The sequence below is a fragment of the Streptomyces sp. NBC_01591 genome, assembly GCF_035918155.1.
Taxonomy (GTDB): domain Bacteria; phylum Actinomycetota; class Actinomycetes; order Streptomycetales; family Streptomycetaceae; genus Streptomyces.
On sequence record NZ_CP109328.1, the window covers coordinates 671754 to 697093 of the forward strand.

At 68.1% G+C, this 25340-nt stretch carries 22 protein-coding genes and 4 pseudogenes; 14 read left to right on the plus strand and 12 right to left on the minus strand.

The window, feature by feature from the left end:
* Positions 1-8: 8 nt before the first annotated feature.
* The 3 genes from OG978_RS44205 to OG978_RS44215 are packed head-to-tail and all read left to right on the plus strand — an operon-like array spanning position 9 to position 3071.
* Positions 9-1271, plus strand: coding sequence for an ABC transporter substrate-binding protein (locus OG978_RS44205; protein WP_326770718.1), 1263 nt, complete (start codon positions 9-11; stop codon positions 1269-1271).
* Entirely contained in the window at positions 1268-2248 is a 981-nt protein-coding gene (locus OG978_RS44210; RefSeq protein WP_442817887.1) for a carbohydrate ABC transporter permease, read from the plus strand. Before OG978_RS44205 ends, OG978_RS44210 begins: the two co-directional genes overlap by 4 nt.
* On the plus strand, positions 2238-3071 hold the full coding sequence (locus OG978_RS44215) for a carbohydrate ABC transporter permease (protein WP_326770719.1): 834 nt from the start codon (positions 2238-2240) through the stop codon (positions 3069-3071). Before OG978_RS44210 ends, OG978_RS44215 begins: the two co-directional genes overlap by 11 nt.
* Positions 3072-3110: 39 nt before the next feature.
* Here the strand turns inward: OG978_RS44215 and OG978_RS44220 are convergent.
* Both OG978_RS44220 and OG978_RS44225 read right to left on the minus strand, forming a co-directional pair.
* Positions 3111-3741: pseudogene (locus OG978_RS44220) on the minus strand (transposase); the annotation flags it as partial.
* 152 nt (positions 3742-3893) lie between these two features.
* Positions 3894-4421: a GNAT family N-acetyltransferase gene (locus tag OG978_RS44225; RefSeq protein WP_326770720.1), complete on the minus strand. Its 528-nt coding sequence runs from the start codon at positions 4419-4421 to the stop codon at positions 3894-3896.
* Between the two features lie 693 nt (positions 4422-5114).
* Here OG978_RS44225 and OG978_RS44230 point away from each other — a divergent pair.
* Positions 5115-7364 (plus strand): protein kinase domain-containing protein, encoded by a 2250-nt coding sequence (locus OG978_RS44230; protein WP_326770721.1) that lies wholly within the window; start codon positions 5115-5117, stop codon positions 7362-7364.
* A gap of 570 nt (positions 7365-7934) precedes the next feature.
* Here OG978_RS44230 and OG978_RS44235 read toward each other — a convergent pair.
* A complete protein-coding gene (locus OG978_RS44235; RefSeq protein WP_326770722.1) occupies positions 7935-8276 on the minus strand; it encodes a hypothetical protein in 342 nt (113 codons plus the stop codon).
* Positions 8277-8595: 319 nt separating this feature from the next.
* Here OG978_RS44235 and OG978_RS44245 point away from each other — a divergent pair, with 319 nt between their 5' ends.
* Positions 8596-8742 carry a hypothetical protein gene (locus tag OG978_RS44245; RefSeq protein ID WP_326770723.1) on the plus strand — a complete coding sequence of 49 codons (147 nt, stop codon included), beginning with the start codon at positions 8596-8598 and terminating at the stop codon, positions 8740-8742.
* Positions 8743-8757: 15 nt separating this feature from the next.
* On the opposite strand, the gene OG978_RS44250 is transcribed toward OG978_RS44245, so the two are convergent.
* The 3 genes from OG978_RS44250 to OG978_RS44260 all read right to left on the minus strand — a co-directional run bounded on the left by OG978_RS44250 (position 8758) and on the right by OG978_RS44260 (position 10523).
* Positions 8758-9612 carry a poly(ethylene terephthalate) hydrolase family protein gene (locus OG978_RS44250; RefSeq protein WP_442817909.1) on the minus strand — a complete coding sequence of 285 codons (855 nt, stop codon included), beginning with the start codon at positions 9610-9612 and terminating at the stop codon, positions 8758-8760.
* A gap of 285 nt (positions 9613-9897) precedes the next feature.
* The gene (locus OG978_RS44255) at positions 9898-10254 is read right to left on the minus strand and encodes a hypothetical protein (protein WP_326770725.1); all 357 of its coding nucleotides are present in this window, start codon (positions 10252-10254) and stop codon (positions 9898-9900) included.
* A gap of 122 nt (positions 10255-10376) precedes the next feature.
* Positions 10377-10523: a hypothetical protein gene (locus OG978_RS44260; RefSeq protein WP_326771092.1), complete on the minus strand. Its 147-nt coding sequence runs from the start codon at positions 10521-10523 to the stop codon at positions 10377-10379.
* 57 nt (positions 10524-10580) lie between these two features.
* On the opposite strand from OG978_RS44260, the gene OG978_RS48655 reads away from it, so the two are divergent.
* Positions 10581-11018, plus strand: coding sequence for a hypothetical protein (locus tag OG978_RS48655; protein ID WP_442817888.1), 438 nt, complete (start codon positions 10581-10583; stop codon positions 11016-11018).
* 247 nt (positions 11019-11265) lie between these two features.
* Here OG978_RS48655 and OG978_RS44270 read toward each other — a convergent pair whose 3' ends face one another.
* Positions 11266-12909, minus strand: a complete 1644-nt coding sequence (locus OG978_RS44270; protein ID WP_326770726.1) for an alpha/beta hydrolase — start codon at positions 12907-12909, stop codon at positions 11266-11268.
* 1115 nt (positions 12910-14024) lie between these two features.
* On the opposite strand from OG978_RS44270, the gene OG978_RS44275 reads away from it, so the two are divergent.
* Positions 14025-14165, plus strand: coding sequence for a hypothetical protein (locus OG978_RS44275; RefSeq protein ID WP_326770727.1), 141 nt, complete (start codon positions 14025-14027; stop codon positions 14163-14165).
* Positions 14166-14171: 6 nt separating this feature from the next.
* On the opposite strand, the gene OG978_RS44280 is transcribed toward OG978_RS44275, so the two are convergent.
* On the minus strand, positions 14172-14906 hold the full coding sequence (locus tag OG978_RS44280; RefSeq protein ID WP_326770728.1) for an IPT/TIG domain-containing protein: 735 nt from the start codon (positions 14904-14906) through the stop codon (positions 14172-14174).
* A 405-nt stretch (positions 14907-15311) separates the two neighbouring features.
* On the opposite strand from OG978_RS44280, the gene OG978_RS44285 reads away from it, so the two are divergent.
* The 3 genes and pseudogenes from OG978_RS44285 to OG978_RS44295 form a co-directional block, all read left to right on the plus strand.
* Positions 15312-17003 (plus strand): IPT/TIG domain-containing protein, encoded by a 1692-nt coding sequence (locus OG978_RS44285; RefSeq protein ID WP_326770729.1) that lies wholly within the window; start codon positions 15312-15314, stop codon positions 17001-17003.
* A 1056-nt stretch (positions 17004-18059) separates the two neighbouring features.
* The gene (locus OG978_RS44290) at positions 18060-19658 is read left to right on the plus strand and encodes an IS1634 family transposase (RefSeq protein ID WP_326770730.1); all 1599 of its coding nucleotides are present in this window, start codon (positions 18060-18062) and stop codon (positions 19656-19658) included.
* Positions 19659-19692: 34 nt separating this feature from the next.
* A pseudogene (locus OG978_RS44295) lies at positions 19693-19824 on the plus strand (Appr-1-p processing protein); the annotation flags it as partial.
* 25 nt (positions 19825-19849) lie between these two features.
* Here OG978_RS44295 and OG978_RS44300 read toward each other — a convergent pair.
* Together OG978_RS44300 and OG978_RS44305 are read right to left on the minus strand one after the other, a co-directional pair.
* Entirely contained in the window at positions 19850-20602 is a 753-nt protein-coding gene (locus tag OG978_RS44300; RefSeq protein ID WP_326770731.1) for a hypothetical protein, read from the minus strand.
* Between the two features lie 93 nt (positions 20603-20695).
* Complete coding sequence (locus OG978_RS44305) at positions 20696-21028, minus strand: DUF4277 domain-containing protein (protein WP_326770732.1); 333 nt, start codon at positions 21026-21028, stop codon at positions 20696-20698.
* Between the two features lie 266 nt (positions 21029-21294).
* On the opposite strand from OG978_RS44305, the gene OG978_RS44310 reads away from it, so the two are divergent.
* Positions 21295-22059, plus strand: a complete 765-nt coding sequence (locus OG978_RS44310) for a DUF6193 family natural product biosynthesis protein (protein ID WP_326770733.1) — start codon at positions 21295-21297, stop codon at positions 22057-22059.
* 509 nt (positions 22060-22568) lie between these two features.
* Here OG978_RS44310 and OG978_RS48660 read toward each other — a convergent pair.
* Positions 22569-22770 (minus strand): annotated as a pseudogene (locus OG978_RS48660) (transposase); the annotation flags it as partial.
* A pseudogene (locus tag OG978_RS48665) lies at positions 22747-22947 on the minus strand (IS110 family transposase); the annotation flags it as partial. The pseudogenes OG978_RS48660 and OG978_RS48665, both read right to left, overlap by 24 nt.
* A 119-nt stretch (positions 22948-23066) precedes the next feature.
* On the opposite strand from OG978_RS48665, the gene OG978_RS44320 reads away from it, so the two are divergent.
* From OG978_RS44320 to OG978_RS44330, 3 genes are all read left to right on the plus strand, one after another.
* Positions 23067-23588, plus strand: coding sequence for a MarR family winged helix-turn-helix transcriptional regulator (locus OG978_RS44320; RefSeq protein ID WP_326770734.1), 522 nt, complete (start codon positions 23067-23069; stop codon positions 23586-23588).
* Between the two features lie 96 nt (positions 23589-23684).
* Positions 23685-24149, plus strand: a complete 465-nt coding sequence (locus OG978_RS44325; protein WP_326770735.1) for a hypothetical protein — start codon at positions 23685-23687, stop codon at positions 24147-24149.
* A 55-nt stretch (positions 24150-24204) separates the two neighbouring features.
* Complete coding sequence (locus OG978_RS44330) at positions 24205-25071, plus strand: NmrA family NAD(P)-binding protein (RefSeq protein WP_326770736.1); 867 nt, start codon at positions 24205-24207, stop codon at positions 25069-25071.
* The last annotated feature ends 269 nt before the right edge of the window (positions 25072-25340 follow it).

Consider the following 25340-nt stretch of genomic DNA (forward strand, 5'->3'; position numbering starts at 1 on the left):
ACCCACTCATGATCAGAACCAGAAAGGCGCTGAGCGCTGTCGCCTTGACGACGGTCCTTGCACTCAGCGCGGCCTGCGCCGGGCCGGCGGCCGACACCCCGGACAAGGCAGCAGAGCTGCGGATGACGGTCTGGACCTCGGACGAAGCTCAGCTGAAGCTACTCGACAGCATCGGCGACGCCTACCGGGCCGACCATCCCGACGTTGCGAAGATCACCTTCGAGAGCCTGCCGTTCGCCGACTACAACACGACGCTCACCACGCAGATCGCCGGCGGCAACGCCCCGGATCTCGCCTGGATGGGCGACCTGTCGCGGGATCTCATAGCCTCCGACGCACTCGTCGGTCTGACCGACGAGCTCAAGGCCGCCCCGGGCTGGAAGTACGACGACCTGCTCGACAGCGTGACAGCGGAGTTCAGCCGCGATGGCACGCTGTACGCCTACCCGTTCTCCAACTCGCCGTACGCCCTCTACATGAACACCGACCTGCTCGCCAAAGCCGGACAGAAGATCAATCCGGCCACACTGACCTGGGATCAAGTCGCAGCCGCCGGAGCGGCCGTCCACGCCAAGACCGGCAAGGCCGGCTTCGTCGTCCGCGACTTCGACTACAAGGCGTGGAACATGCTGGCCACAGTGTGGACCGGCTGGGGCGCGTCAGCGTGGAGTCCGGACGGCAAGACCTGCACCTTCGCCGGCCCCGAGATGCAGCAGGCCTTCACCTTCCTGCACGACGCGGCGTTCAAGACCCAGGCGATGCCCGGCCCGGGCACCACCGCCGACTTCTTCGCAGGCGATGCCGCCTTCACCATCGCGCAGGTCTCCCGCGCCTCGCTGCTGACCGGCACGTTCGACTTCGGGCTCTACCCGCTGCCCGCGGGCCCCCGTGGGAAGTACTCCGTCCTCGGCCAGGCCGGGGTGGGTGTACTGGCCTCCAGCAAGCATCCGGACCAGGCGGCGGACTTCCTCGCGTACCTGACCGATCCGGAGAACGCCGCCAAGCTGGCCCAGTACTTCCCGCCGCCGCGGAAGTCGTTGCTGACCGGGGACAAGCTCGCCGCGAACAACAAGGTCCTTAACGCCGCCCAGCTGCAGGACGCGGTGGTCGACCAGATGCCGGACGCCGTCACGCTGCCCAACCACACCAGCCCGGCGGAGATAGCCCAGAAGGGCAAGACGGCGCTTGATGCGATGTGGCGCCCGGATGCCGACATCCCGGCCGTCCTGCGCTCGGTCTGCGCCGCGATCGATCCGATTCTGGCCAAGTGACCAGGACACGGGCCGCTGAGCGGGCCACCCCGCAGGCCGCCGGGCAGGCGGCTGCGCCGGCCGCCGCCAAGGCCGCACGCGCATCCGGGCCGACCTTCTGGACGACCGGCCGGCGGGACGTGCTGACCGGCTACCTGTTCATCCTGCCGCAGCTCGTCGGGGTGGCGGTGTTCGTCCTGCTGCCGGTCGGCATGGCGATCTGGTACAGCCTGAACGACTGGAACGTCTTCACCGGCAAGCAGACCTTCGTCGGCGGCGAGAACTACGCGGCCCTGGCCGACGATCCGCAGCTGCCCAAGGTGCTGCTGGCAACGGTGCTCTTCTCCGGCGGGGTGGTGGTCGTCAACATCACGCTCGGACTCCTGATCGCCGTCCTGCTGAACCGCAAGTTCCGCGGTGTCACGGTGTTCCGGATGCTGTTCTTCTCCCCAGTGGTGGTCTCCGTGGTCGCCTGGACCCTGGTCTGGGGCTTCCTGCTGCAGGACAACGGCGGCATCAACGGCCTGCTGGGCACGGTCGGGATCGACGGGCCGAACTGGCTGCAGGAGGGCGACACCGCGATGGTTTCGGTGATCCTCACACAGGTGGTGCGCAGCGTCGGGGTCAACATGGTGCTGTTCCTGGCCGCCTTGCAGGGCGTGCCGCGAGAGTTGTACGAGGCCGCCCGGATCGACGGTGCGAACAGCCGCACGGTCTTCGCCCGGATCACGTTGCCGATGATCTCACCGACGGTGCTGCTGACCGTCATCGTCACGGTGGTCGGGGCGTTGCAGTCCTTCGCCCAGATCGCCGTCCTGACCGGTGGCGGGCCGGAGCTGTCCACCACGGTCCTCGTGTACTACGTGTTCCAGCAGGCCTTCGAGTTCAACGACATCGGCTACGGCTCGACGCTGGCCCTGATGCTGCTGTCCTTCGTCATGCTGCTCACCTTGCTGCAATGGCAGCTGCGTCGTAAGTGGGTGTTCTATGAGGACTGACAGGGTCCGGTCGGTACTGCTGGTGATCGCTCTGGGCGTGCTGGCGATCCCGTTCGTGGTGCCGACGATCTGGATGGCCGCCGCGTCGGTCAAACCACTGGCGGAAATCTTCGATGCCCCGCCATCGCTGTGGACCGACTCGCCGACACTGTCCGCATACGCCGAGGCATTCAGCTTTCAGCCCTTTGCCCGGCAGTATCTGAACAGTGTCTACATCGCCGCACTGGTCACACTGATCACCCTGTCGGTGTCCAGTCTGGCCGGGTACGCCTTCGCCCGGATCCGGTTTCCCGGGGCGAATGCGCTGTTCCTGGTGGTGCTGACCGGGATGCTGGTGCCGAGCGAAGTGACGATTGTGCCGCTGTTCCAGCTGTTCAAATCGGCCGGCCTGATCAACACGCACTGGCCACTGATCCTGGTGACCGCACTGGCCGCACCGTGTGTGCTGGCCACGTTCATCATGCGGCAGTTCTTCATCGCTCTCCCGGTCGAGCTGGAGGAGGCTGCCCGACTCGACGGCCTCGGCCGGCCCGCGATCTGGTGGCGGATCTGCCTGCCGCTGGCCAAACCGGCCCTGTCGGCGGTGGCGATCCTGACGTTCCTCGCCTCCTGGAACCTCTACCTGGAACCCACGGTGTACCTCACGTCACCAGAGCTGTTCACGTTGCCGCAGGCCCTGACCCGCTTCACCGACGCCTACGGCGGCCAGATGTGGAACACTCAACTCGCCGCTGCCACCATGACCGTCGTGCCGATGCTGATCGTCTTCGTCCTGGCCCAGCGCCACTTCGTCGAAGGCCTGTCTCACTCCGGCCTCAAATGAACGCCAGGCCGGCGACCGTCGGCAGCCGCCTGTCGCCGCCCACCTCTTGGCCTGCGGAACGAACCCGGCGTCATCGGGATTGCGCTCAACGATGTCGACCTCGATGCCCACGGTCGCGCCGTGCTGCACCACGGTCCTCTTGAACCCCTGGTCCACCAGGGCCTTCTTCACGGAGTCGGTATCGGCCGCGATCTTGTCGAGGAGGGCGATGCCGGCGCGGTTGTCATGGGCGGAGGCGGTCATGACGACCACCGCGATCACGAGTCCCAGGACGTCCACGGCCAGGCACCGTTTCCGGCCTGGCACTTTCTTGTTCGCGTCCCGGCCCGTCGTGGCCGAAGGCACCCCGGCGGCGGCATGCAGGCTCTGGGTGTCGAGGACGACCAGGGACGGGTCCTCAAATCGCCGCTTGCTCTCCCGCAGCGAGCAGCGCAGCAGGTCATGGATGGTCTTGCCCGTCCCATCGTCGCGCCAGGTGCGGAAGTAGCACTGCACCGCGCTGGTCGGCGGAAAGTCATGCGGCAGCAGCGTCCACTGGCATCTGGTCCGGCGCCTGGTAGATGAGCGCATTGACGATCTCTCGCATCGGGTAGCGGCACTCGTGGCCGCTCACGGGCGGATGCCGGGCCTTCCAGGCCAGGATCACAGGCTCGATCAGTACCCAACGCATGTCGGACAAGTCGGTGTTGTGTGGCAGGCGGTCATTCACCGACCGAGTCCAACACGCACCGCACCGGCGATCACGGCCCGGCAGAAAGCGCCACACGATCAGGCGACGCCATAGCCGGCGAACCGTTTCTTATCGCCCTCTGAGATGATCTCTCAGCCGCCGAGGACCCGCTCCCACAGCAGCCCGTCCCGCCAGCTCCCGTCGAGAAAGATCGAGGAGTGCGCGACGCCGTACGGACTGAACCCGTTGCGGCGCAGCACCCGCTGCGACGGCAGATTCTCCAGATTGGTGGACGCCTCGGCGCGGTGCAACCCGAGTTCGTCCGTCATCACCCGGAGTACAAGCCCGACGGCGTGCCCGGCGTGCCCTTGATTCTGGGCGACGCTGGCGATCCAGTATCCGACCGAGCCGCGGCGCAGGTGAGGCTGCGGCAGGATGCCTCCGACGGTGACCTGCCCGATCACCTGGTCGTCGGCGAGCACCACGCCCGGCCAGACCGTGCCGGCCCGGTATCCGGCCAGCAGGCTGTCGATCCGCTCCGCCTGGCCCTCCGGGGTGAAGAAGTCAGCCGGCTGGGCCGGTTCCCACGGCCGGAAAGCCTCGAAGTCCCGCACCCGATGCGCGGCGATCGGGGCGGCGTCGGTGGGCTCGATCAGGCGGATCCCGGTGCTGCTGCGCATGGGCTGATCCTCGTCGCGGCGCGTCGGATGAGACGGCCAGCCTATGCGAGGGTGCCCGCGCCGCCGCACCCTACCCCCGCCGGAGGATCGAGTCGATCGCGCAGCTCGTGTTCTCGCCGAACAAGTCCATATACCGGGTGCCGAGCTGGCACTGATGCGGGCTGCTCCGGAGGAACTCCGGAGGGTAGGCCGCTTCGCCAGGCTGTCCTCGACCAGTAGGTAGTCACCGGCGGCCAGTCGGGCGTCGAAGAGGTCGAGCACGGCTCGGACGTGCGCGTCCTGAATCACCAGTCGTCGTCTCGCTCCAGGGCATCCCCGAACTGCTCTCGGATCACCGTCAGCAACCAGCAACTCATCATCGCGCGAACCGACCAGCCCTCGGGTGGCCGACACATCTCACGATCGAGGACCATTCCGCCGCGGCGGTCCTGAGTCGCTACCTGGGCGCGGTCGTCACGGACTCGACGGGTTCCGGTCACCTGGTGCGTGCTGCGCTCGCCTGACGGTCTGGCGACGGGATCCCCGCGGTCCAGGACGCCTGCAGGGAAGCTCCCATCGCCGTTCCGTACGGCTCGCATGTCCCACGCACGGAACTTACGCAAAGAGGTCATGGAGGTGTCTGCAGCAGCAGAACGAGCGCCGGGGTATCGGGTTAGCATGCGGCCGCCGGGACGATCATTGGGGGGCTGTGTTGTGGGTGAGGCATTGCTGGCTGGGCGCTACCAGTTGAAGCGGCTGGTCGGACGCGGCGGAATGGGCGAGGTGTGGGAGGCGTTCGACGAGCGGTTGGGGCGCACTGTCGCCGTCAAGGTCGTCTCGCTCTTGGCCGGCGGGGGCAGTGCGGCCGGTGAACTGCGGGCGCGCTTTCTGCGGGAGGCGCGGATCACCGCGGCGCTCGAGCATCCGCGTATCGTGGCCGTCCACGACCTCGGTGAGGCGGTCACGGCAGAGGGCAGCGCGCCGTTCTTGGTGATGGAGTTTCTGCGGGGCGAAGGGCTGGAGACGGTCGTGCGTCGCGGTCCGGTCTCTGGGCTGGAGGCCGCCCGGTGGGGTGCGCAGATCTGCGAAGCGCTGGCCGAAGCGCACGCCGGCGGCATCCTGCACCGTGACATCAAGCCTGCGAACGTGTTCATCACGACGAACGGCGGGGTGAAAGTTCTGGACTTCGGGATCGCCCGTGCCGCAGATCCCGCCATGACCGGGGACCTGCTGACCCGCACGGGCGTGGTGGTGGGGACGGCCGCGTACATGGCGCCGGAGCAGGCCCGCGGCCGCCCCGAGGAGCGCAGTGATCTGTACGCGGTGGGATGCCTGCTCTTCGAACTGCTCACCGGCACGCTGCCGTTCAGCGCTCCGGACGCGCTCGGTCATCTCACCGCGCACCTCAACGACACGCCACCGGCACCCAGCAGCGTTCTGCCTGGCATCTCGACCCCATGGGACGAGCTCGTCCTGCGGCTGCTGGAGAAGGAACCCGGCGGGCGATACGCGTCGGCCGCGCAACTAGCCGCCGAGCTCCGTGCGTTGAACGGGAGCGTGGGGCGGCAGGCGGTGCCGTCGCCGCGCACGCCGACGGTGGTGGATCCGGGCGGACCGTCCCCGGATGCCACGACGGCTACGTCGGATCCGCAGCCACCTCGCCCGCCCGCGCTCACCCGCCGCAGCGCCCTGCGGTGGGGCGCGGGGGCGCTCGCGCTGGGGGCCGCCGGCACCGCAGCCGCCGTGTATCTCTCCGAGGACCCCGACAAGGGCCCGGTCGCCTGGTCGCAGGCCATCGGTGACGCGCAGAAACTCGACAGGAACAACCCCACGTTCGTCGTCAGCGGCGGCCGCTGGTACGTGGCCAGCGGCGACGACCCGGTCATGGTGCACGCCTTCGACGCCTCCCACGGCAAGCGCCTGTGGAAGGCGACGCAGAACGCGCAGAACTGGAACGTGGGCGGCAGCCCGCAGTTCGCCGTGGCCGGGCCCGCGGCCATCGTCCGGACCAAGCAGACCGCCGAACCGAACCCCTGGATCGATGCCTTCGACACCGCCGACGGCAGCCGATTGTGGCGCCGCGAGCTCGACTCACAGCGCTGGGACGTGCACCGGCCCAGCGGCCTGCTCGTCGTGGCCGGAGAGCAAGGCGTGATCGGCGTCGACCCACGCACGGGCCGGGACCGGTGGAGGTTCGACCCCGACGTGTCGGGAGAGGCTCTGTCCGTGGGGGACCTGGTGATCAGCGGCGGCACAGCGCTGTCGGGCCGCACCGGGAAGACCGTGTGGCGGCAGCCGGGTTTCACCGCGAAAGGCCGCCTGGCGCATCCGCTCGGAAGGTTCTTTCTCTGCTACGAGGCTGGCAAGCACGCCGCCACCGATCTCGTATGCCGCTCGGCGCGCACCGGCGACGAGGTGTGGCGCAAGCCGTTCAACGACAACGAGGAACGCGCCGGCTCGGCCGAGCCCGCCTGGCAGGCCGTCGTGTCGGGCACCACCGTCTTCCTGCCGCTGGCGGCGGGCGGCCGCCGCAGGCCCACGGCCGTCGACGCCATCACGGGCACGGTCAAGTGGACCTACGACGGCCCCTACCAGCGGGCTTCCGACTACGGCGACGACGGCTCGGTCAAGCGAGTCGCGGGCGTCCAAGGCGTGCTGGGAGTCTCGGGCGGATTCGCCCTGCCTACCGGAGAGGGCACAGTGTGCCTGGATGCCGACAACGGACGGGAGCGCTGGCGCTGCCCCGACGAGGGTGCGCGTCTCACCGGCAGGTACCTGCTGTTCACCACCTCCCGCGAACGGCTCTTCACACACTGGGGACGCCTGCGCATCCTCGACGCCGGGACCGCCCGCGAGCTCTGGACCGGAGACTTCACCACCACCTTCGCCACAGACCCGCAATCCGGCGATGGCCGCGTCTTCATCGCGGACAAGGACTCCAGACTGTGGGCCCTACGGATCTGAAGGGGCCCCGTCGTCGCACAGCCAACGGCCGACTGCTTCGCTCCTCGACCTCTACCTCCCCGGCGACTTCGCTGCCAGGATTCATTCTCAGAAGGCGATAAGAAAGCGTCGGAACCGTCCTAATCCGGTGACAGCGACAGTCCTTGAGGGACGTACACCCGACGGAGCGTTCGAGCAGTAGACGCTTTGGTCGCGATGGCGGTCACGTGGGTGTCGGGCCGACGCCTTGAGCCGTCTGGGGACTTGATCCCTATATCCAGAGCGGTGGTGCCCGATGCTCTTGTGACCGCCATCATCGTCAGCACGGCCCACTTGATCACTCGTTGGTGAGTGTGGTGCGAGCCCGCCGCATGGTGACCCCTCGTGATGCCCGAGCCTTCAGCTCCAACGCAGACCGGGGCCCATGCGGTGAGCTGGTGCCACGAACAGCTACGGCGCCGGCCCGTGCCGAAGCCGAATGCGCGGCGCCAGGCGGAAGGGGCCGTTTCCTGCCGGGGGGTGGAGGCGGTCCGCCGACCGGCGACGAATCCGCCCACTCCGGCCCGAGGGCGGTGAGCACGGTGTGCGGTTTCAGAGGCGGATGCCGGAGAGCTGGGACAGTCTCTTCAGTTCCGGGTTGGCGCGCCGGTGCAGGGAGACCAGGACGCGCAGCACTTCTCGGCCCATGGGATGGATGCGGGCCATCTGGGGTGCCACGTCGAACGCGCGGGACAGGTTCTCCAGCGCGCCGGCGCGGTTGCCGAGGTCGAGCTGGGCGCGCGCGGCGTTGATCCGGGTCGGTGCGACCCGGGTCGGCGGCAGGCCTTCGAGCGCTTCGTCCAGGTCGTCCGTGACGGCGAGAGCGTCCTGCGGCCGGCCGAGGTCGACCTGGGGCGCGAGTACGTGCGTGAAGGTGTTTTGCTCCGGGTTCATCGTGCTGGCCCGCCGCTGGGTCGTCGAACGAACATGGGCCTGGATGATGCACGCCCGCCGACGAAAGCGCGTTGACCAGCGAGGTGACCGCCCCAAAGCCCATCCCGGGCAACGAGGCTTCCAACCGTGATCTTCATACCGAGAGCGTATCCAGTGCGCTATGACGCCCCGCCGAGCGGCGGCCGCGCCGGTACGGCGATGTGCTCCTGGTCCTGGTCGTGGTCGCCCATGACTCCATCGTCCTCCGGAGCTGTGGGCCGGGCCAGGGCATGCGGAAGCACGGCGCGGGGAACAGCTGGGGCGCGACGCGGGGCCGGGTATGGAGCTGCCGGAGCGGGTCGTGGTGCTGTCGGATGCGGCGTGCGAGGTGTGGGAGGGCGTGGTCGCGGGCGGCTGGTCAGCCGAGTCGGGCGAGGCCCGGCTCGGCTGGGCGCCGGCACTGCGGGCACTGGAGACACCGCGCTGAACCGGGGCCTGCCCCTCAGGCCGTCGGGCCGGAAAGCTGCAGCGCCGCGGCGTTCCGTTCCCAGCCGGACCACAAGGTGGCATCCGCGCAGTAGCCGCAGTCCGGGCCGAAGAACATCCGGCCAGCCGCTTCATCGCCCATCAGCCAATAGCGGAACCAGGCGGTGGCCGGGGCACGGAAGTACCCGCCGTCGCCGATCGAGTCGAGATGGCTGGCGCCCCGGACCTCACCGTAGACGGCAGGGACGTGGTCGGAGTCCTGGTACATCGCCTTCACCAACGCCGGCCACACGATGTGGTCCTGCTGCCCGGCCAGATAGAAGACGGGCTCGTCCATCAGATCCGGATCGGTCAGGGGACCCGGCTGGATGGGCACAGCGGTGATCACCCGTGGATCGATCGCCGCATTGACGGCGGCCGCGCCACCCTGCGAGTGACCGGCGGAGCCGATGTGCGCCAGATCCACCTTGTGGTAGTAGGGACTTGAACTGTCTGCGTTCCGTTGCTCCAGCACGTCGATGCCCAGGCGCATACTGATCGCGTAGTTGGAGGTCGGCGTATTGGCGGCAGCCACGATGAAGCCCTGGCTCGCCCAGTGCCGCAGCAGCGAGCTGTACACCCCGGGCACCGCACCTGTGCCGTTCCCCCAGATGATCACCGGGTGGGACTCGCCCGACTGCCCCAAATTCTGCGGCCGGTAGAAGGTGTGCACAACCCCGACATCCACACTCACGGCGTACGGCCCCGGTGCACCCCAGTCAGTGCCGACGGACGGGATACTTCCCGCGGCCGCTGAAACCGCCGACGGCGGCCGAGCCGCGTCACTCGCCCCGACGGCGACTGCGGACACCCCAGGCGCCGCACCTACCATCAACACGACGGCGGCCAGAAGCCCGCCAAACGTACGCCGCCTTCTTATGCCCGACATGGCAACTCCTCCACGGATACGGCACGTTGCGCGTCCTCGCATCGTGACCAGAGCCATGATGGGATCTCGTGTTGCTCCTGTCTGTCCACAGGCGCCCAGTCGTCACGCCAGATTCCTGGGCGTCTGCACAACGCCGCTCCATGTAGTTCAGGGGCGGGCGTTGCTCTGGCTGCCTGGCCCAGCGGCCGTCGCCAGAAGCGCTCGGGCCACTCGTGCTTTTGCTCGCAGCTACTCAGTCGCGTATGACTCTGCGTGCTCAGCTGCGGCCGGGTGGCGAGGCCGGCGGACGAAATGGGACGACGTTGACGGCTGCCGGCGCCTCCGACGTGGAGGAGCGCGGTGGTTCCCGGCCGCGGCCGGGCCGATGACGATCAGGGAGGGCCGTGCGGTCGTCGTCTGGCGGCGGCCGAGGATCATCAGGGTGCGGACGCTGGTGGCGAGGGTGTCGATGGCCGGGGTGCGGAGGGTGACGAACGCGGAGTGGTAGGCAAGGCGTTCTTCCGTGCTGCGTGGCGGGGCACCGGGCTCGGGCGGCGTGATGGGTGGTGTGGTGGCGAAGTGCTGCCAGCCCTGCCACGTGGTCACCGGCCATCCAACGCCGCCCGCTTCAAGGACAGCACCCGCGGCCCCCGGTCCGGGCCCGCTGCCGGCACGTTCGCCGCGGGTACCGGCAGGCCGGCTTTCCCGGGCCGCGGACGGGCTGGGGTTCACCACTTCAGGGCCTCCGTCCGCGCGTCGTACAGCCCGTACCCGGTGTGCGGGACGCCAGGCGAGCCGTCGTCGTCTTCATCGGTGTCCTGGTCCGTGTAGCGGCTCGTCCGCGGCGTCGTCGAGATCGTCGAGGCTGTCGGCATACGCCCCGGGGCTGTTTCGCCGACAGCCCGGTCCGGGTCCTGCGGAGGGAGTACGGGGTGGCGCAGTCCTTCGTGGGGCCGGTGGTGCCAGTGCACGAGCCACTCATCGAGGAGATCCTGCAACTGGGCGACGGTGTAGCACGCCTCGCGTTCGATGTCTCTGCCGCGGCGTGCGACGTCGGAGCCGGTGTAGCCCGGCAGATGCTGACAGAACAGAGCGTTGATCGACCCGAAGGTACGCTCCACGATGCGCGTGGGTACTGGCCGACCACACCCTGCGTCCGCCGCGAGGAAGCCGCCCAGCCGTGGATCGAGTGCCTCGCCGCCGATGCCGCCCGCACCCTCGCCACCGACGTCAGCCCGGACGCCGCCCACTGCGCCCACAGCCGCGCCACCGAACTGGCCGCCGCCCAGCACCAGGCCCGCTTCGACGCGTACGTCCCCGACACCCTGCGCAGAACCGACCTCGACACCCCCGCCACGGCCGATGCCTGACGGGCGCTCCGCGGCGTCGCGGCCTTCACACACGACGGAGGCCGCGACGGGAGCCGGAGCGACCACGTACGAACCGTCGTCTGCGTCACTTGCGTCCGCTGGATCAGGAATCTCACGCAACGGTCCACTCGTTCGTCTGAGCCGCGAGCTCAGCCGGTCGCGTTCACCAGGGAGGGCGGGACCCCGCCGGGAGGTCCCGCCCTCCCATCTTCAATGGGTTATGCGGAAATGGACCACGCGACCGGGCTCAGAAACGGTCCGGGGCACGCTCCGGGAGCGGAGACCCGGGGAGCACGTCCCGCTTCTGGTTCTTCCGTGCCTCTGCGTTCGAGTCGGCCGTCGCCTTGCAAGTCACGTCCTTCGCCGGGAGCTTGCCGGTGAGCAGGTAGGCGGTGACCGTGCCGTCCGTGCACGCGTTGCCGTTCGGGTAGACGCCATGGCCCTCGCCGCCGAGGACAGTGACCATTTTCGAGCCCTTCAGGTCGGCGTGCAGGGCCTGACCGCTGGGCAGCGGAGTCTGCGAGTCCCACTCGTTCTGGACGACCAGGGAACCGACCTTGTTGTTCACCTTGGTTGCCGGTTCCAGGGACTTGTCCCAGAATGCGCAGGGCTTGATGCTGGACGCAAAGTCACCGTAGAGCGGGTAGCGGCCCTTGTCTTCGATGGCGTCCTGCCGGTAGCTCTCAGGATCGCGGGACCACGCGGCCGAGTTGTCGCCGCACACCACGGCCCAGAAGCTCGCCGTCATGTTGTCGGACGGCACCTCGGCGGCATCGGAGACGCCTGAAGTCCCGGTCCCCTCGGATCCGGCGAACGCCGCGAGCTTCTTCGCGGAGGCGGGCTCGCCGGCCGCGGCCTTCTTCAGCTCCACGAACCCCTCGGTGGCGTACTTTGGGCTGAAGACCGCCCCGCGCATACCGCTCCGGATGTCATCACCATTGATCGGCTGCCCGTCCAGCTCGATGGGCTTCTCGTCGGCCTGCGCGACCAGGTCCCAGAAGGTCCGGTCGACCTGCTTCGGGGTGTCACCGAGGCCGTACTTGTCTGAACGCTCGGCGGCCCACGCAGTCCACCGGTCGAACGCGGGCTCGGCGCCCTCCGCCCACCACTGGATCATCCCTCGCCAGGCGCGCGCCGGATCGACCGCGCTGTCCAGCACGAACCGGTCGGCCCGGTCCGGGAAGAGCTGGGTGTAGACGGCGCCCAGGTAGGTGCCGTACGAGTAACCCACATACGAGATCTTCTTCTCACCGAGGATCGCCCGGAGCAGATCCATGTCGCGTGCGGTGTTGCGCGTGGTGATGTGCGGGAGCACGTCGCCCGCTTTCTCCTTGCACTTGTTCGCGACATCGCGTGCCCAGGCGACGTCCTTGTCGAACGTCTCCTCCTTGTACGGCCGCAGCCAGTTCTCCTCCTCCGGATCCAGATCGCAGGAAACCGGGCTGCTCTGTCCCACACCGCGCGGGTCGAAGCCGATGAGGTCGTACTTCTGCTGTGCGGACTCGGGGAGGCTCTCCTGCATCCCCAGCGGCATGTAGAGCCCCTGTCCCCCCGGGCCGCCGGGGTTGGAGAACAGGACACCGTGCCGCTTGTCGGGCGCGGTGCTCTTGATCCGGGATATGGCTAAGTCGATCCGCTTGCCCCAGGGAACCCGGTAGTCCAGCGGAACCTTGATCGTGGCGCACTCGAACTCCGCCGGAGAGGCGGCCTCGCACCGCTTCCACTGCGGCTTCTGCTTCACATACCGGTTCAGCGCGCCCGTGGCGGCGGACGAGGAGACGGTCGACGGGGTGGCGGCCGGAGCGGCGGTGGCCGTCGAGGTGGCGAGCGCGGGAGCCAGCGTTGCCATGACACTCACGGCCAACAGGGGTGCGAGACGTCGTCTGCGCATGATATCGATCCTTCCGGTCGAACGTTCGGACAGGAAAGATCTTTCAGGAACCGGCCACGCATGCGGATCCCTCGCCGGGCTGCATCTCTCCTCCACCCTGGGGATGACACAACAGCCTTGGGTGGTCCCGGAGTTGTAGGAGAGGAAGCTCTCTCAGCGATCCGCCAGCCGATCGGGTGCCACCCGGGCGACCCTGAGAATTCGGCCCCCGTGCCGAACTTGGTCCTCAGGAAAACAACCGCTCGACCTCGCCCAACCCGCTCGCCGCTACGCCATACCCGGCAACCGCTGTGTCCCCGCATGACACCGTCCTGTAACCCGAGCTGCTCCTGGACGTGCTGTTCGGCATGGCGTGCTCGGGAGGTCGCGGGCGCAGCGCAGCATCCTCACGGTCAGGCGGCACACGACTGCATGCGGCTCAAGGGCGGAGCCTGGTTGAGCTCGTCGAAGTCGGCGGACCGCAGCTTCGGCGTGTACGCGGCGGTCACTTCATCAAAGCCGATGCCGAGGACGTGGGACGAGTTGCCCAGCCGACCGCCGACCGCCGACCGCCGACCGTGTCGGCTGCGCCGCCGGACATGTGCTCACCGCTCGTTACCAGGCCGCTCGTTATGGTCCGCGAGGAAGTGTTCTTCGCGCTCAGCATGTCTCATGAGACAGAAGGTCGGTCACGAGTCAAGCGCTCGACCTGGAGGTTAGTGACGTTGACGAGGGCCTGGGGAGCACAGGGCCGCAACGGTCGGCTGACACAGCTTGATGTCGGCCCTTTGAGGACCGACATCACTGGTATCTCCATGCCGTCTTACTCGTCCTGGCGCTGCCCTTCATCGCCCGCATTCAGCAAGCGAGTCCGCCCGGCCCAGGTGCGCGAGCCTTGATGTGAGGACTGGTGAGCCCGCGCCAGGAGGCGGATTGGGACGTGCGGATGATGTCCAGGTCGGTGGCGAACGCACCCTTGCAGAAGGCGCGGTCCGCGACGCGGCACCGACGGCCGGCGTGATCGACTCGCAGTCCGTCGAGGCGGACGCCGTCGTCGGGTCGGACGGCCACCGCGAAACCCCAGGTCAAAAACACAATCTGAGATCTCTACCGAACCCGGGGCGGTTCACGTAGACGTGCGGCGGCATCTGGACTGGTTCGCCGCGAAGGGGGCTGGCGGGCTCCTGTTCGTCGGCGGGCGCGATGCGCCCTTCCGCCGCTCGATCTTCGACCGGACGTGCGCCGGCAACACCCTGTTCGAGAGGTCGCTGCCCTGACCGGGTTCAGCCGGGGCTGACGGTGTACGTGAACGTCTGCGAGGAGTCGCTGCCCCCCGTGCTGGTGACGGTGACGGGGACCGTGCCCGTGCCGCCCGGGGAGTAGGCGACGATGGTGGTGTCGTCGATGACGTTGTAGGAGGTCGAGTCGGGGCCGTACGACACGTCCACGACATCGCTCAGGTTGGTGCCGATGATGGTGGAGGCCGTGCCGCCGTAGTCGGGTCCGGTGGTGGGGGTCATGCTGGTCACCGTCGGAGCGCCTACATAGGTGAAGGTGAGCCCGTTGGTGGTACCGCCAATCGTCGTGACGCTGACTCCGACGGTCTGCGGAGTGGTCACGGGCGGCACCGTGACGTTCAGTGTGGTGTCGTTCACGACCGTGGGAACGACGGAGTTGGAGCCGAAGGACATCGACGTGGCGGTCGTCAGACTCGAACCGGTGAGGGTGATCGGGATGCCGTCGAGCGGTCCCATGGTCTCACTGAGGCTCGATTTGGACGGGAACGAGATGTAGTAGTACCAGGCCGGGGCTGACGTTCCGGCCGGCGTGGTGACGATGACCTGGACCGCGGCGTTGTTCGATGGTGCGACAGCGGTGATCTGGGTGGCGCTGTCGACCGCGAAACTGGCCGACTTGGTTCCGAACTTCACGCTGGTGGCGCCCGTGAAGTTCGTTCCGGTGATGACGACCTGGTTACCACCTGAGGTGGGTCCCTGGTGCGGGTTCAAAGTGACCATGAGGCTTCTCTTTCGCGCTGGGTGCTTTCTTCTCCGGGAAGGCCGCCCCGCATGAGGGAGCAAGAATGGGCCTATTGGGCCTCGGCGCCATTTCAATGAAGATGGATTCTCGTGCAGGGCACCCTTTGTATTAGAAATTGAAGCAGACGTTCCATGGATGGAGCAGGGCTCATATGATGCACTGAGTGGTGAATATTATGATATGAATTGCTTCCTGGCGACCAAATGAGCGCCCGCGTGCTCCGGTTGACCACTTACATCGAGTCGCGGCAGATGGAACAATCCGGGGACACGTGGAATCCACTCCTGAAATCGCGAGCGCCAGGCTATTGAATCTCAGGGCATGAAATCCTCAACTCGCTCTGACACTCACCGAATTCGGGAGTCCGGTCGAAAGGAGCCAGCATGTCCGTCAGCAAAGCCCCGCCGGCAGTCCAGGAGCTCGGGAGTTCCTCGTCCGCCGCCCTGTCCTTGGTGGCCGACGCCGACACTATCCCGGTGGGACCGGCACCCCACTCCATCGCCATGCGGCCCGACGGACTGCGCTCCTATGTGACCAACTCGGGTAACGACACGCTGAGCGTGATCGACACCGCCGCCGGCGCCGTCGTCACCACCATCGGGGTGGGGCTCGGCCCGTGGGCCGCGGCGGTCGCCCCCGACGGCCGGTACGTCTATGTGACCAGCCCCGGCTCGGGGACCGTCGGCATTGTCAGCACGGCCACCGACACCCTCGTCGGTACCGTCAGCGGCCTCACCGCGCCGCGCGGGCTGGCCGTCACCCCCGACGGAGCCCGCCTCTATGTCGCGAACTCCGGTGCCAACACGGTGAGCGTCGTCAGCACGGCCACCAACACTGTCACCGGCACCATCACCGTGGGGAACAGCCCCCAGGCGATCACCATCCGTCCCGACGGTCTGCGCGCCTACGTCAGCAACTCCGCCGACGGCACCGTGAGCGTGATCAACACGGTCAGCAACACCGTCGTGGCCACCGTGACCGGGCTCAACGTGCCCCTAGGCGTGGCCGTCACCCCCGACGGGGCTAACGTGTACGTGGCGAACTCCGGTGCCAACACGGTGAGCGTCATCAGTACGGCCACCAACACCGTCACCGACACGGTCACCGTTGCGAGCAGCCCGGTCTATCTGACCGCCTCCCCTGACGGGACGCTCGTCTACGTGTCGATGACCGGCGCGGACTCGCTGACGGTGATCAACCCGAGTAGCAACAGCGTCACCGAAACGATCCCGGGATTCGTCGAGCCCCACGAGGTGGCGACCACACCGGACGGGGGTTACCTCTATGTCGTCGACCACGGCGACAACACGGTCGGCGTCCTGAGAAGGCCGGCCAGCATCTCCCCGAGCAGCGGCCCCCGTGGCGGCGGAACGACTGTGACCATCAAAGGCAGGGGCTTCCTCGGGACCACCGCCGTGCGCTTCGGTATCCGGCCGGCCAGGAACTTCACCGTGGTGAGTGACACCACGCTGACCGTCGTCACCCCTTCCGCCATCCGATCTGCCGTACCGGTGACCGTGACTGCCAGCGGCGGAACAGCCATCATCGGTCACTTCTACTACCGTCGGCTGCCCGTCGTGAACCAGATCTCGTCCTCTTCCGGATCGGCGAACGGGGGAAACGTCGTCACCCTCACCGGACTCAGGTTCATCGGTGTCAAGTACGTACGGTTCGGCACCGTCCAGGCGGCCGCCACCGTCCGGTCGGACACCGAGCTCACCGTCACCGTCCCACCGTCGGCCCTCGCCCGCACCGTCCCCGTCTACACGGTCAACGCAGGAGGCGTCTCCAACAGCCTCGCCTTCACCTACGTCGGCGACCCCACGATCACCAGCATCAGCCCGGCCTCGGGGCCGCGGACCGGAAGCCGTATCGTGAACATCAACGGCACATTCCTGTCCCAGGTCACCACCATCACCTTCGGCGGCGTCCCGGTCCTCTCGTTCAAGGTCATGTCCGCCATCAAGGTTCAGGCGGTAACACCGCCGACGTCCACCCCCGGGCCCGTGGCCGTGGCCGTTCAAACCTCCACCGGCGCCACGGCCTCCTCCCCCGTCCCGTACACGTACACCTGACAGCAGCCGACCGAGCGGGCTCGGGGCTCGCCAGTCCCGCCGCCACGGAAGCAGTGCGCCGGACGCTGCGCCTACGGCGTTCACAAAGCTGCGGTGGCCTTCCAGAGTATGGAGTTGCCCTCCGGTGGTCAGGTTCCAGACGATGGCAGTCTTGTCGGCGCTGATGGCAATCGCCACAGGATGGGTATCGGGCAAAACTCCCGCGGCAACGGCATATGACTGAAGGGGGCGGCCTGGTCAGTGGGCTGATTCAGTTGCATGGAGGGTAGCTGTCGCCCAGCTCTTCGACCTCGTGGCTGGCAACTGGACCGCCGTCGTGTCCGAGCGGCGCCCTTCCGCCTGGGTCTGGGAAAGACACCCCCGCGCCGTCGCCAGCCTCAACGCGCAGCACTGCCTGCCTCCGCACGGCGGCAGTCTGACCCGCTGCCCGCTGTTGCTGGCCCGGTCGGGATCGTGAGCTGCCGACGCGGGGCTGCGCCCCGACCGGGCCAGCGTTGACGGCCGGGGAACTCGCTGCTGTTGAGACTCTCGGCTGCCATGAGGTGGGTTGTCGGCAGGCTCCGGGGAGGTGTCCCACGAGTGCCGCTGCGGACCCAGCTGTCAGCGACCCCGCCGTATCATGCACCCGCGGTGCGCAAGGACGCCCAGAGCGGCCGAGGGTCACTCGACGGAGCTGTCCTGTCGCAGTGCATCTGTCAGATGGCGAGCCGTTGACCTGATGGGGTGCCATGCTGATTGAGAACGCTGGCCCTCGGTGTTCTCAACTGACATGGCTTTCACGGAATCGTGCTGACGGGCGGGACAGCTGACTCAGCCGTCTTGCTCTTCGGTGAAGCTGCCCATTGAAGCTTCCCCTTGATGTTGGACACCTGGAGACTGGGACGTGAGGTTCCTGCTTATCTAGACCCGTACTTCGCGGGTCGTTGATTCGTATGGTGTGACCGGTCCGGGGGTGTCCCGGGCCGGTGGTGTGGCGTTGGGTGGGGTGTGTCGAAGTCTTCCCGGTCCCCGCGGCCACGGTCCCAGCGTCAGCGCTTTGAAGTAGCGGTGACCTCCGTGGTGGAGAAACGTCTGGGCGCTCTGCCTGTCGTTTCCGAGTTCACTCGCCGGCTGGATCTGTCCGGGATTGTCGATGAGGTGTGTCCGGGCGGTGCGAGCGCGCTGGTGACGCACGGGCAGGTGATCGAGGCGCTGGTGGCCAATCGGCTGACCGCGCCCGCACCGTTGGTGCGGGTCGGGGACTGGGCCCGCACCTGGGCGGTGGAGGAGGTCTTCGGGATCGAGGCCGGCCTGCTCAACGACGACCGGCTTGCCCGGGCCCTGGACGCGATCGCCCCACATCTGGAGCACATCGCCGGGACCGTCGGGGCGCGGGCGATCGGCGAGTTCGGCATCGATGTGTCCCGCCTGCACTGGGACATGACCAGCATGTCCGTGCACGGCGCCTACCCGGCCGAGGGTCAGGACGAGGGCTTCCCCGTCATCGGCTACGGGCATCCCAAGGACCGGCGCACGGACCTGAAGCAAGTCCAGGCCGGACTCGCGGTGGCGGCCGATGGCAGCATCCCGCTCCATGCCCGGGTCTTCGACGGCCCGGCGGCTGAGGTCTCCCAGATCGTCGGCGCGATGAAGGATCTGCGCACGATGGCCGGGCCCTGCGACTTCCTGATGGTCGCCGACTCCAAGCTGGTGTCCTACGCCAACGTCACCGCTCTGCTGGCCGCCGGAGTGCAGTTCGTCGCTCCGGCACCGGCCGCGCAGGTCAGGGGCGAGGTCTATGCCGCCCTCGACCTCGAGCAGGCGAGCATCGTGGACTGGGTGCCCGACCGGGACGCGGACAAGCCGGCCGAGCAACGGGAGAGCTACCGGGTGCTGGAGGACACCCACACCTTGAGAGGGCCGCGGAAGAGTGATCCCGTGCTCACCGTGCGGCGAATCCTGGTCCACTCCACCGCGAACGCCGCGGGTCAGCAGGCCGCGAGGGACAAGCGCCTGGCCAAGGCCACTGAGGAACTGAACAAGCTCGCCGGATCGGCCGGCGGACGGCACTACAAGAGTGCCGAGAAGATCATCGCCCGCGTCGGTGTGATCACCTCCAAGCGCCGGGTCACCTCCTGCCTGCGCTATCACGTCACCGAGGACGACAGCGGCGTTCCCGCTCTGGAGTGGCACTTCGATGACGGCGTCCTTCAGGCCGAGGCCGCCGTCGACGGCTGGTACGCGCTGCTGACCACCCTGCCCGCCGAGCAGGCCGATCCGGGCCAGGTCCTGATCCACTACAAGGGGCAGGGCGCGGTCGAGCGCCGCTACCACGACTTCAAGGGGCCGCTCGCGGTCGCACCGGTCTTCGTGCAGCACAACCGGCGCGTCGCCGCCCTGATCCAGGTCATCTGCCTGGCCCTGCTGGTGTTCTGCCTGATCGAGCGGCAGGTCAGACGGGCCCTGGGACCGGAACAGACCATGACCGGGCTCTATCCCGACAACCGCCGCGTCCGCCCCACCGGCCGTATGATCTTCTATCACCTCGGCGAACTCACCCTGCGGATCGGCCATATCACCGACCCACCCACCGTCCAGATCACCCGTGGTGTTCAACTCCACCTCCTCGATCTCCTCGACACCGACATCGGACAGACCCGCTGGCCACCGACCTGAAACGGTGACCCGCGCGAAGTCCGGGCCTAGACGACTGCACGCCTCGGTACACATGCCCCGCATCGGCTGCGGCCTGGCCGGCGGCACCTGGGACCGCGTGGAACCCCTCGTCACCGATGCGCTGTGCGCCCGGGACGTCCGTACGGTCGTCTACGACCGTGCGTAGCCGTGCCCACGGGGCGGCGGGCCGGTCAGCGGACGTCGTCGTGGAACACCGGTTCCCCCGCCAGCAGCCGGTCGAACAGCTCGTACCGGTCCAGGCGCAACTCGTCATCACCGTCGCTGTCGTCGTCCTTGGTGAAGACCTCGTCCACCAGCAGCGCGCGCAGCTGCTCCCGCAGGCCCTCCCGGTCGTCCCATCCCAGGCGGTAGGTGTCGTAGTCGAGGTGGATACCGGCGTCCACCGTGGCAGCCCCGCGATCCCCCGGGTCCTCCTCCAGGACCAGCCGCGCCCGGACGGTGCCCGTGGCGGTCGTACGGGGGTCGAGGCAGACGCAGGAGACGATGTCCGCTCCGAGATCGCCCCGGACCAGCAGGTCGCCGGCGCTGAACACCGCGCGCGCCGTTAGGTTCCCGCCGACGACGATCCGGGAGCCGTCCTCGCGGTCGGACAGGCAGCCGCCGACGGTGAGCGAGCCGGTGACCACGATCGCCGTCGGCACATACAGATGGCCGGTGACGACGAGGTCGCCATGGTGGAGCAGCGGCTCCCACAGCTCCTGATCGCCCGTCAGGGGCCGGGCTGAGCCATGATCGCTGCGCACCTTGGTGCCGCGCTCCAGCAGCCGCCAGAACGCGTCGGGACCGCCGTCGTGGTGATTCAGATCGGTGAGGATCTGCCCGACACCCCGGGTGGCGGTCGGCAGCTCCCGGCCGCCTTCCGCGCCCCGACGATCGGGATCGCTCTTCATCGGGTCAACGGGGTCAACGGGGTCAACTGCCATGCGGAGCAGGGTAGTGTCCTGCACTGACAACCGGCCCGACGTGGACGAGGCAGGCGAGGCCGACTGTCACAGGCATCTCCTCCCGTCACGCCGTCAGCCGTCGCCCTCCCGCCAGCCGAGCGCGCCGCCGATGACGAGCTCCCCGTCGACGATCACATAATCCGGCCAGTGCGAAGGTGTGCGTTCGGAGTCCAGCTCGCCCCGGACGAAGACCTCCTCCACCGCCCAGGTGCGGGCCCAGTCCCCGACCCGCACCAACGGTGCGGGCGCGGTCAGCCGATTGGCCACCAGCGCCTCGATCACCTGCCCGTGCGTCACCAGCGCGCTCGCACCGCCCGGACACACCTCATCGACAATCCCGGACAGATCCAGCCGGCGAGTGAACTCGGAAACGACAGGCAGAGCGCCCAGACGTTTCTCCACCACGGAGGTCACCGCTACTTCAAAGCGCTGACGCTGGGACCGTGGCCGCGGGGACCGGGAAGACTTCGACACACCCCACCCAACGCCACACCACCGGCCCGGGACACCCCCGGACCGGTCACACCATACGAATCAACGACCCGCGAAGTACGGGTCTAGAGTTGTCAAGGGTCTGCGCAGCTCAAGGGCCATCCTGAGTGTCAGGTACGTGAGGCACGTATTGCTGCGGATCACACGGCTCCTGAACTCCCACGGCCTACGGTGTGTGCATGAACGAACGTTCCACTGATGTGTCGAGCGAGCTCTATCCGGAGTTGGCTCTGCCAGGCGGCCTGGGAGAGGCGTTGGGCCTCGAGGCGGCTCGGCGCGGGGGTGGTGGCGAGCCGATGGATCCCGTTGAGGGGTTCGATCCCGCGGTCGTCGCATGCTGCGCGCGTGGGGAGGCACGGTTCACTGTCTATGCGACCAACATCGACGAACGCGAGTTCCGTATCGAGATCTCCGGGCCCTCCGGCTGGCGGTGGGGTGCTTTCGGCAGCACCGATGACCTCGCGGTGGTTGCCGCGATTCTGCATGCCTGGCGTGATGGCGCGTCCATCGCTCAATTGCGACGCGAGTGGACGTTGCTCGCGGCGACCCCGCTGGACGCGGCACCGCCTGGAAGGGTGGTGTCGACCGCTTGGCGGCTGACTCTGGAACGCTCGCCGGTGATCAGGCTGGGCAACGCCGAACTGGCCGAGGCCCTGTATGCGCAGCCGGCCCTGCGCGTGTTCTTCCCGTGGCCGTCGCACGGCCAGTTCAGCCTGCTCAGCAGTACCGCGGACCCGTTCCACGAGGAGGTTCCACGCGTGATTCCGACTGGAGATGGGTTGTGGAGCGTGGTGGTCACGCCGTCGTCACCGCAGACACCGTCACGGGTCCTCGGTACCCGCCTCAGCGCTCGCGATGCCGCAGCGCTGATGGCCGCGAATGTTCCTGCAGGCAGTGGCCCGGCTATCGAGGGAGGGTGGCCGACCGGCGGAAGTACGGTCTGACCTGTGCTCGCGCGAACCTGGCTGTCGAGGTCCCACTCCACGAGATCGGCAAGCCAGCCGCTGTCGTCGGCCTCGAACGTGGCGGCCCGTTCGACCCGCATCACCTCAACGGTCCGCCGGATCGCGGCCATATCGATGGGCAGGGGGGTGTCGCCGTTCTTGTTGTGTGCCATGACGTTCGCCTTGTCTGTGATCAGGGAACGGACCGGTGTGGCCCGCCCGTCGGGGTCACCCGCACCAGCAGGGGTGCGAGCAGCAAAGACGCGAACCGCAGGCTACCGGCCCCGCTGCAAGCCGAGGCCGTCCGGGGGTTGCGGCGGCAGGCAGGTGGCCGGGAGCGCTCTCGGCGGCTCTGGAGGGAGCTGCACACGCGCCGTCCCGCGCGGGCATCCGTAGAAACCCTCAATGCGGTACTGAAGCCGGGCTGTGCAGGTCCACCGGCAATTGGCGTCATCGGCGTGACCGGAACGCCAGAACCCCAGTACCTCTCCAGGGAAAGCACGCACATGACCATCAGGCCGTTTGCGTTGGTAGTACGCCTTCGTTGCCGGGCAGCTCTTCAGGCTCGACAGCGAGGAGAGGTAGAAGGCGCTGAGCAGGCCGCGGTGGAACCGGCGTGGTCGGCGCAGGTTGCCGCTGACGCGGCCGGAGTCGCGTGGGGCCGGTGCCAGGCCGGCCGTAGCCGGCGAGCCGGTCGGCGATGACGAAGGCGTCCTTGGCGTCTGTCTTGCCCTCGCCCCGGTAGGAGGCCGAGGCACGGTGCATGGTCAGGCCGGTGATGTAGACCATCGGCTGGTCGTGACCGAGCAGCAGCCCGATCAGCAGGGCGGCACCACCGTGGTTGAGATCGACAGCCCACAGCACGTCGCTGTCGAGAGCCAGGACATCCCCGCGGCTGACGGGCATGTGGCCCGCCGTGGTGGTAGCCCGCGTGGATTCGGTGGGGCGCCCGCCGTGGCGGCTTCACGTGGCTTGACCGGCATGTAGTTAGCTGCCATATTAGTTTTATGAGTGACGAGGATGCGAACCCCGGCGCTGTGCCCACGCTTGATCAGGCGCGGCGCCAGATCGCGCGGTATGGGCTTGATGCCGACCCGCAGGCGGTGCTTGTGGCGGTGCGCCTGATGGCTGCCGGGGTGCGGCTGGATCGTGCGTCCGAAGTGCACTTCTCTCGTTTTGGGCTGTCGACCGGGCGCTACCGCCTCCTGGTGGACCTCGAGGACGGCGACGGAGAGAAGTCGCCGTCGCGGCTCGCGAAGAGCCTTGGTGTCTCGCGCGCCACGGTGACCGGCCTGGTGGATGGGCTTGAGCGCGAGGGCCTCGTGATCCGCCGCGCGTCCACGGAGGATGGGCGGGGCGCAGTGGTCGTGCTTACGGCGCACGGTGCCCAGCGACTGCGTGATATGGCCGCTGACCACTTCGCGCGCCTCCAGGCGCTGGTCGGCGGACTGACCGCCAGTGAACGCGGGCTGTTCCTGGACCTGCTGGAACGCATTACGCAAGGGATCGGTGCGCTGACCGCCGAGTAGCGTCCCGCACCGCACGAGAAGTGGCCGCCTTGTCTGGGTGGCAGTCCCTCTCTGCCCAAATAGTTAGGTCCCTAATAATTTTTTTGAGGAGTGCACGTGAGCCTTACCCGCGACAAGGCCGCCAAGCGCGGATTCGCTGCACGCCCGTTCACGCTCTGGAAGGAAGTTGCAGTCTCTTACCTGGCCCCCGCGCTCACAGCCGGGCTTGGCGGAGTCCTCAGCGGGCAGCCCGAACTGACGATGGCCGCCTTCACCTCCATCGGGGCCACGTCGGCCGTGGTGGCCTTCATCGTCGGCGGGTGGCTGCACCGCCGGGGCCGGCCGCGCCGGTGGACGACGTCGGTGCCGCGTCCGGTGATCACCATCGGACTCGGCACTGCCGCTGCCGGAATCGCGGGCCTGGCCGGGTGGTTCGCGTCCGGCTGGTTGCCGTCACACACGTCGGTGCCCGATGCCGGGTGGCTGGAGCGGCTGCGGATCGACCTGCCGTTGTCGGCCGCCCTGGCGACCACGATCGTCACCTGGCGATGGCGCGGCATGGCACCCCGGCAGCAGAAGTGACCCGGCCGACTTCCACCCGTTTGCCTGGACCCACCAAAACCACGAAAGGCACACTGTGATCACCATCATGGGCGCGACCGGCGCCACCGGCGGCGCGCTGCTCCGGCGCCTGATCGAACTGAACATCCCCTGCCGTGCCGTCAGCCGTACTCCGGACAAACTGTGCGCCGCGATTGGTGTGGAAACGCCGGTCGAGGTCGTCGGTGCGGACGCCGCGGATCCCCGCGCGCTCCGCACCGCGTTCGACGGCTCCACACAACTGTTCCTCGCCATGGCCAACAGCCCGCGTCAAGTCGCGCTGGAGATCAACGCGATAGACGCCGCAGCCGCGTGCGGGGTACGGCACGTCGTCAAACTCTCTGCCCCAGCAGCCGAGCCCGACTCACCGGTCGCCGTCTCGCGCGGGCACTGGCGGGTTGAGGCACACCTTGCGGCAACCGGCATGGTGGCCACGCTGCTTCGGCCGTATGCGTTCATGCAGAAGCTGCTCCTGAACGCTCCGGCGGTATCCCAGGGCGTGCTCATCGGGGCGATGCGCGACGTGCCCTGCAACTACATCGACGTCCGGGACATTGCCGACGTCGCCGCGGCGACCCTCCTCCGCCCCGGCCTTGACGGGGCCACGTACGCGCTGACCGGCCCGCAGGCCTTCAGCCATCCGGAACTCGCTCATCTTCTCGGTGAGCTGACGGGTCGGCCCGTCCGCTGCATCGACCTGCCACCGGACGATTTCCACGGCCATCTCGTCCGAACCGCGCACATGCCGGACTGGCTCGCAAGCCATGTCGTGGAGATCCAGCAACTGGCCATCGCGCGTCCGGAGTCCCCGAACGACACCGTGGAGACCGTCCTAGGCCGCCCCGCCCGGACACTCGACGCCTTCGTTCACGAGCATCGCGCCATGTTCGCGCCAGTCGCCTGACCGGCATCTGCTGGCGGCCGGGTGCCTGAGCCGCAAGCAGCAGCGCCCCGGACACGGGCCCGGGGCGCTCCTGTGTCTGCTGCACGGTGCAGTGAAGAGGACGGCGGTGATGCCTGGTGATGCCGGAGAGCGTTGACACTGCCAGGCCGGCGCCCAGGCAGCACACGGGCGCTGCTCGTGCAGCGGGCGGGTACTGCAAATGCAGCGGTGTGGTGCAGTGACCGGTTGTCGGCTTGTCGCACGGCGCAGCAGCCTTTGCGAATCGGTGA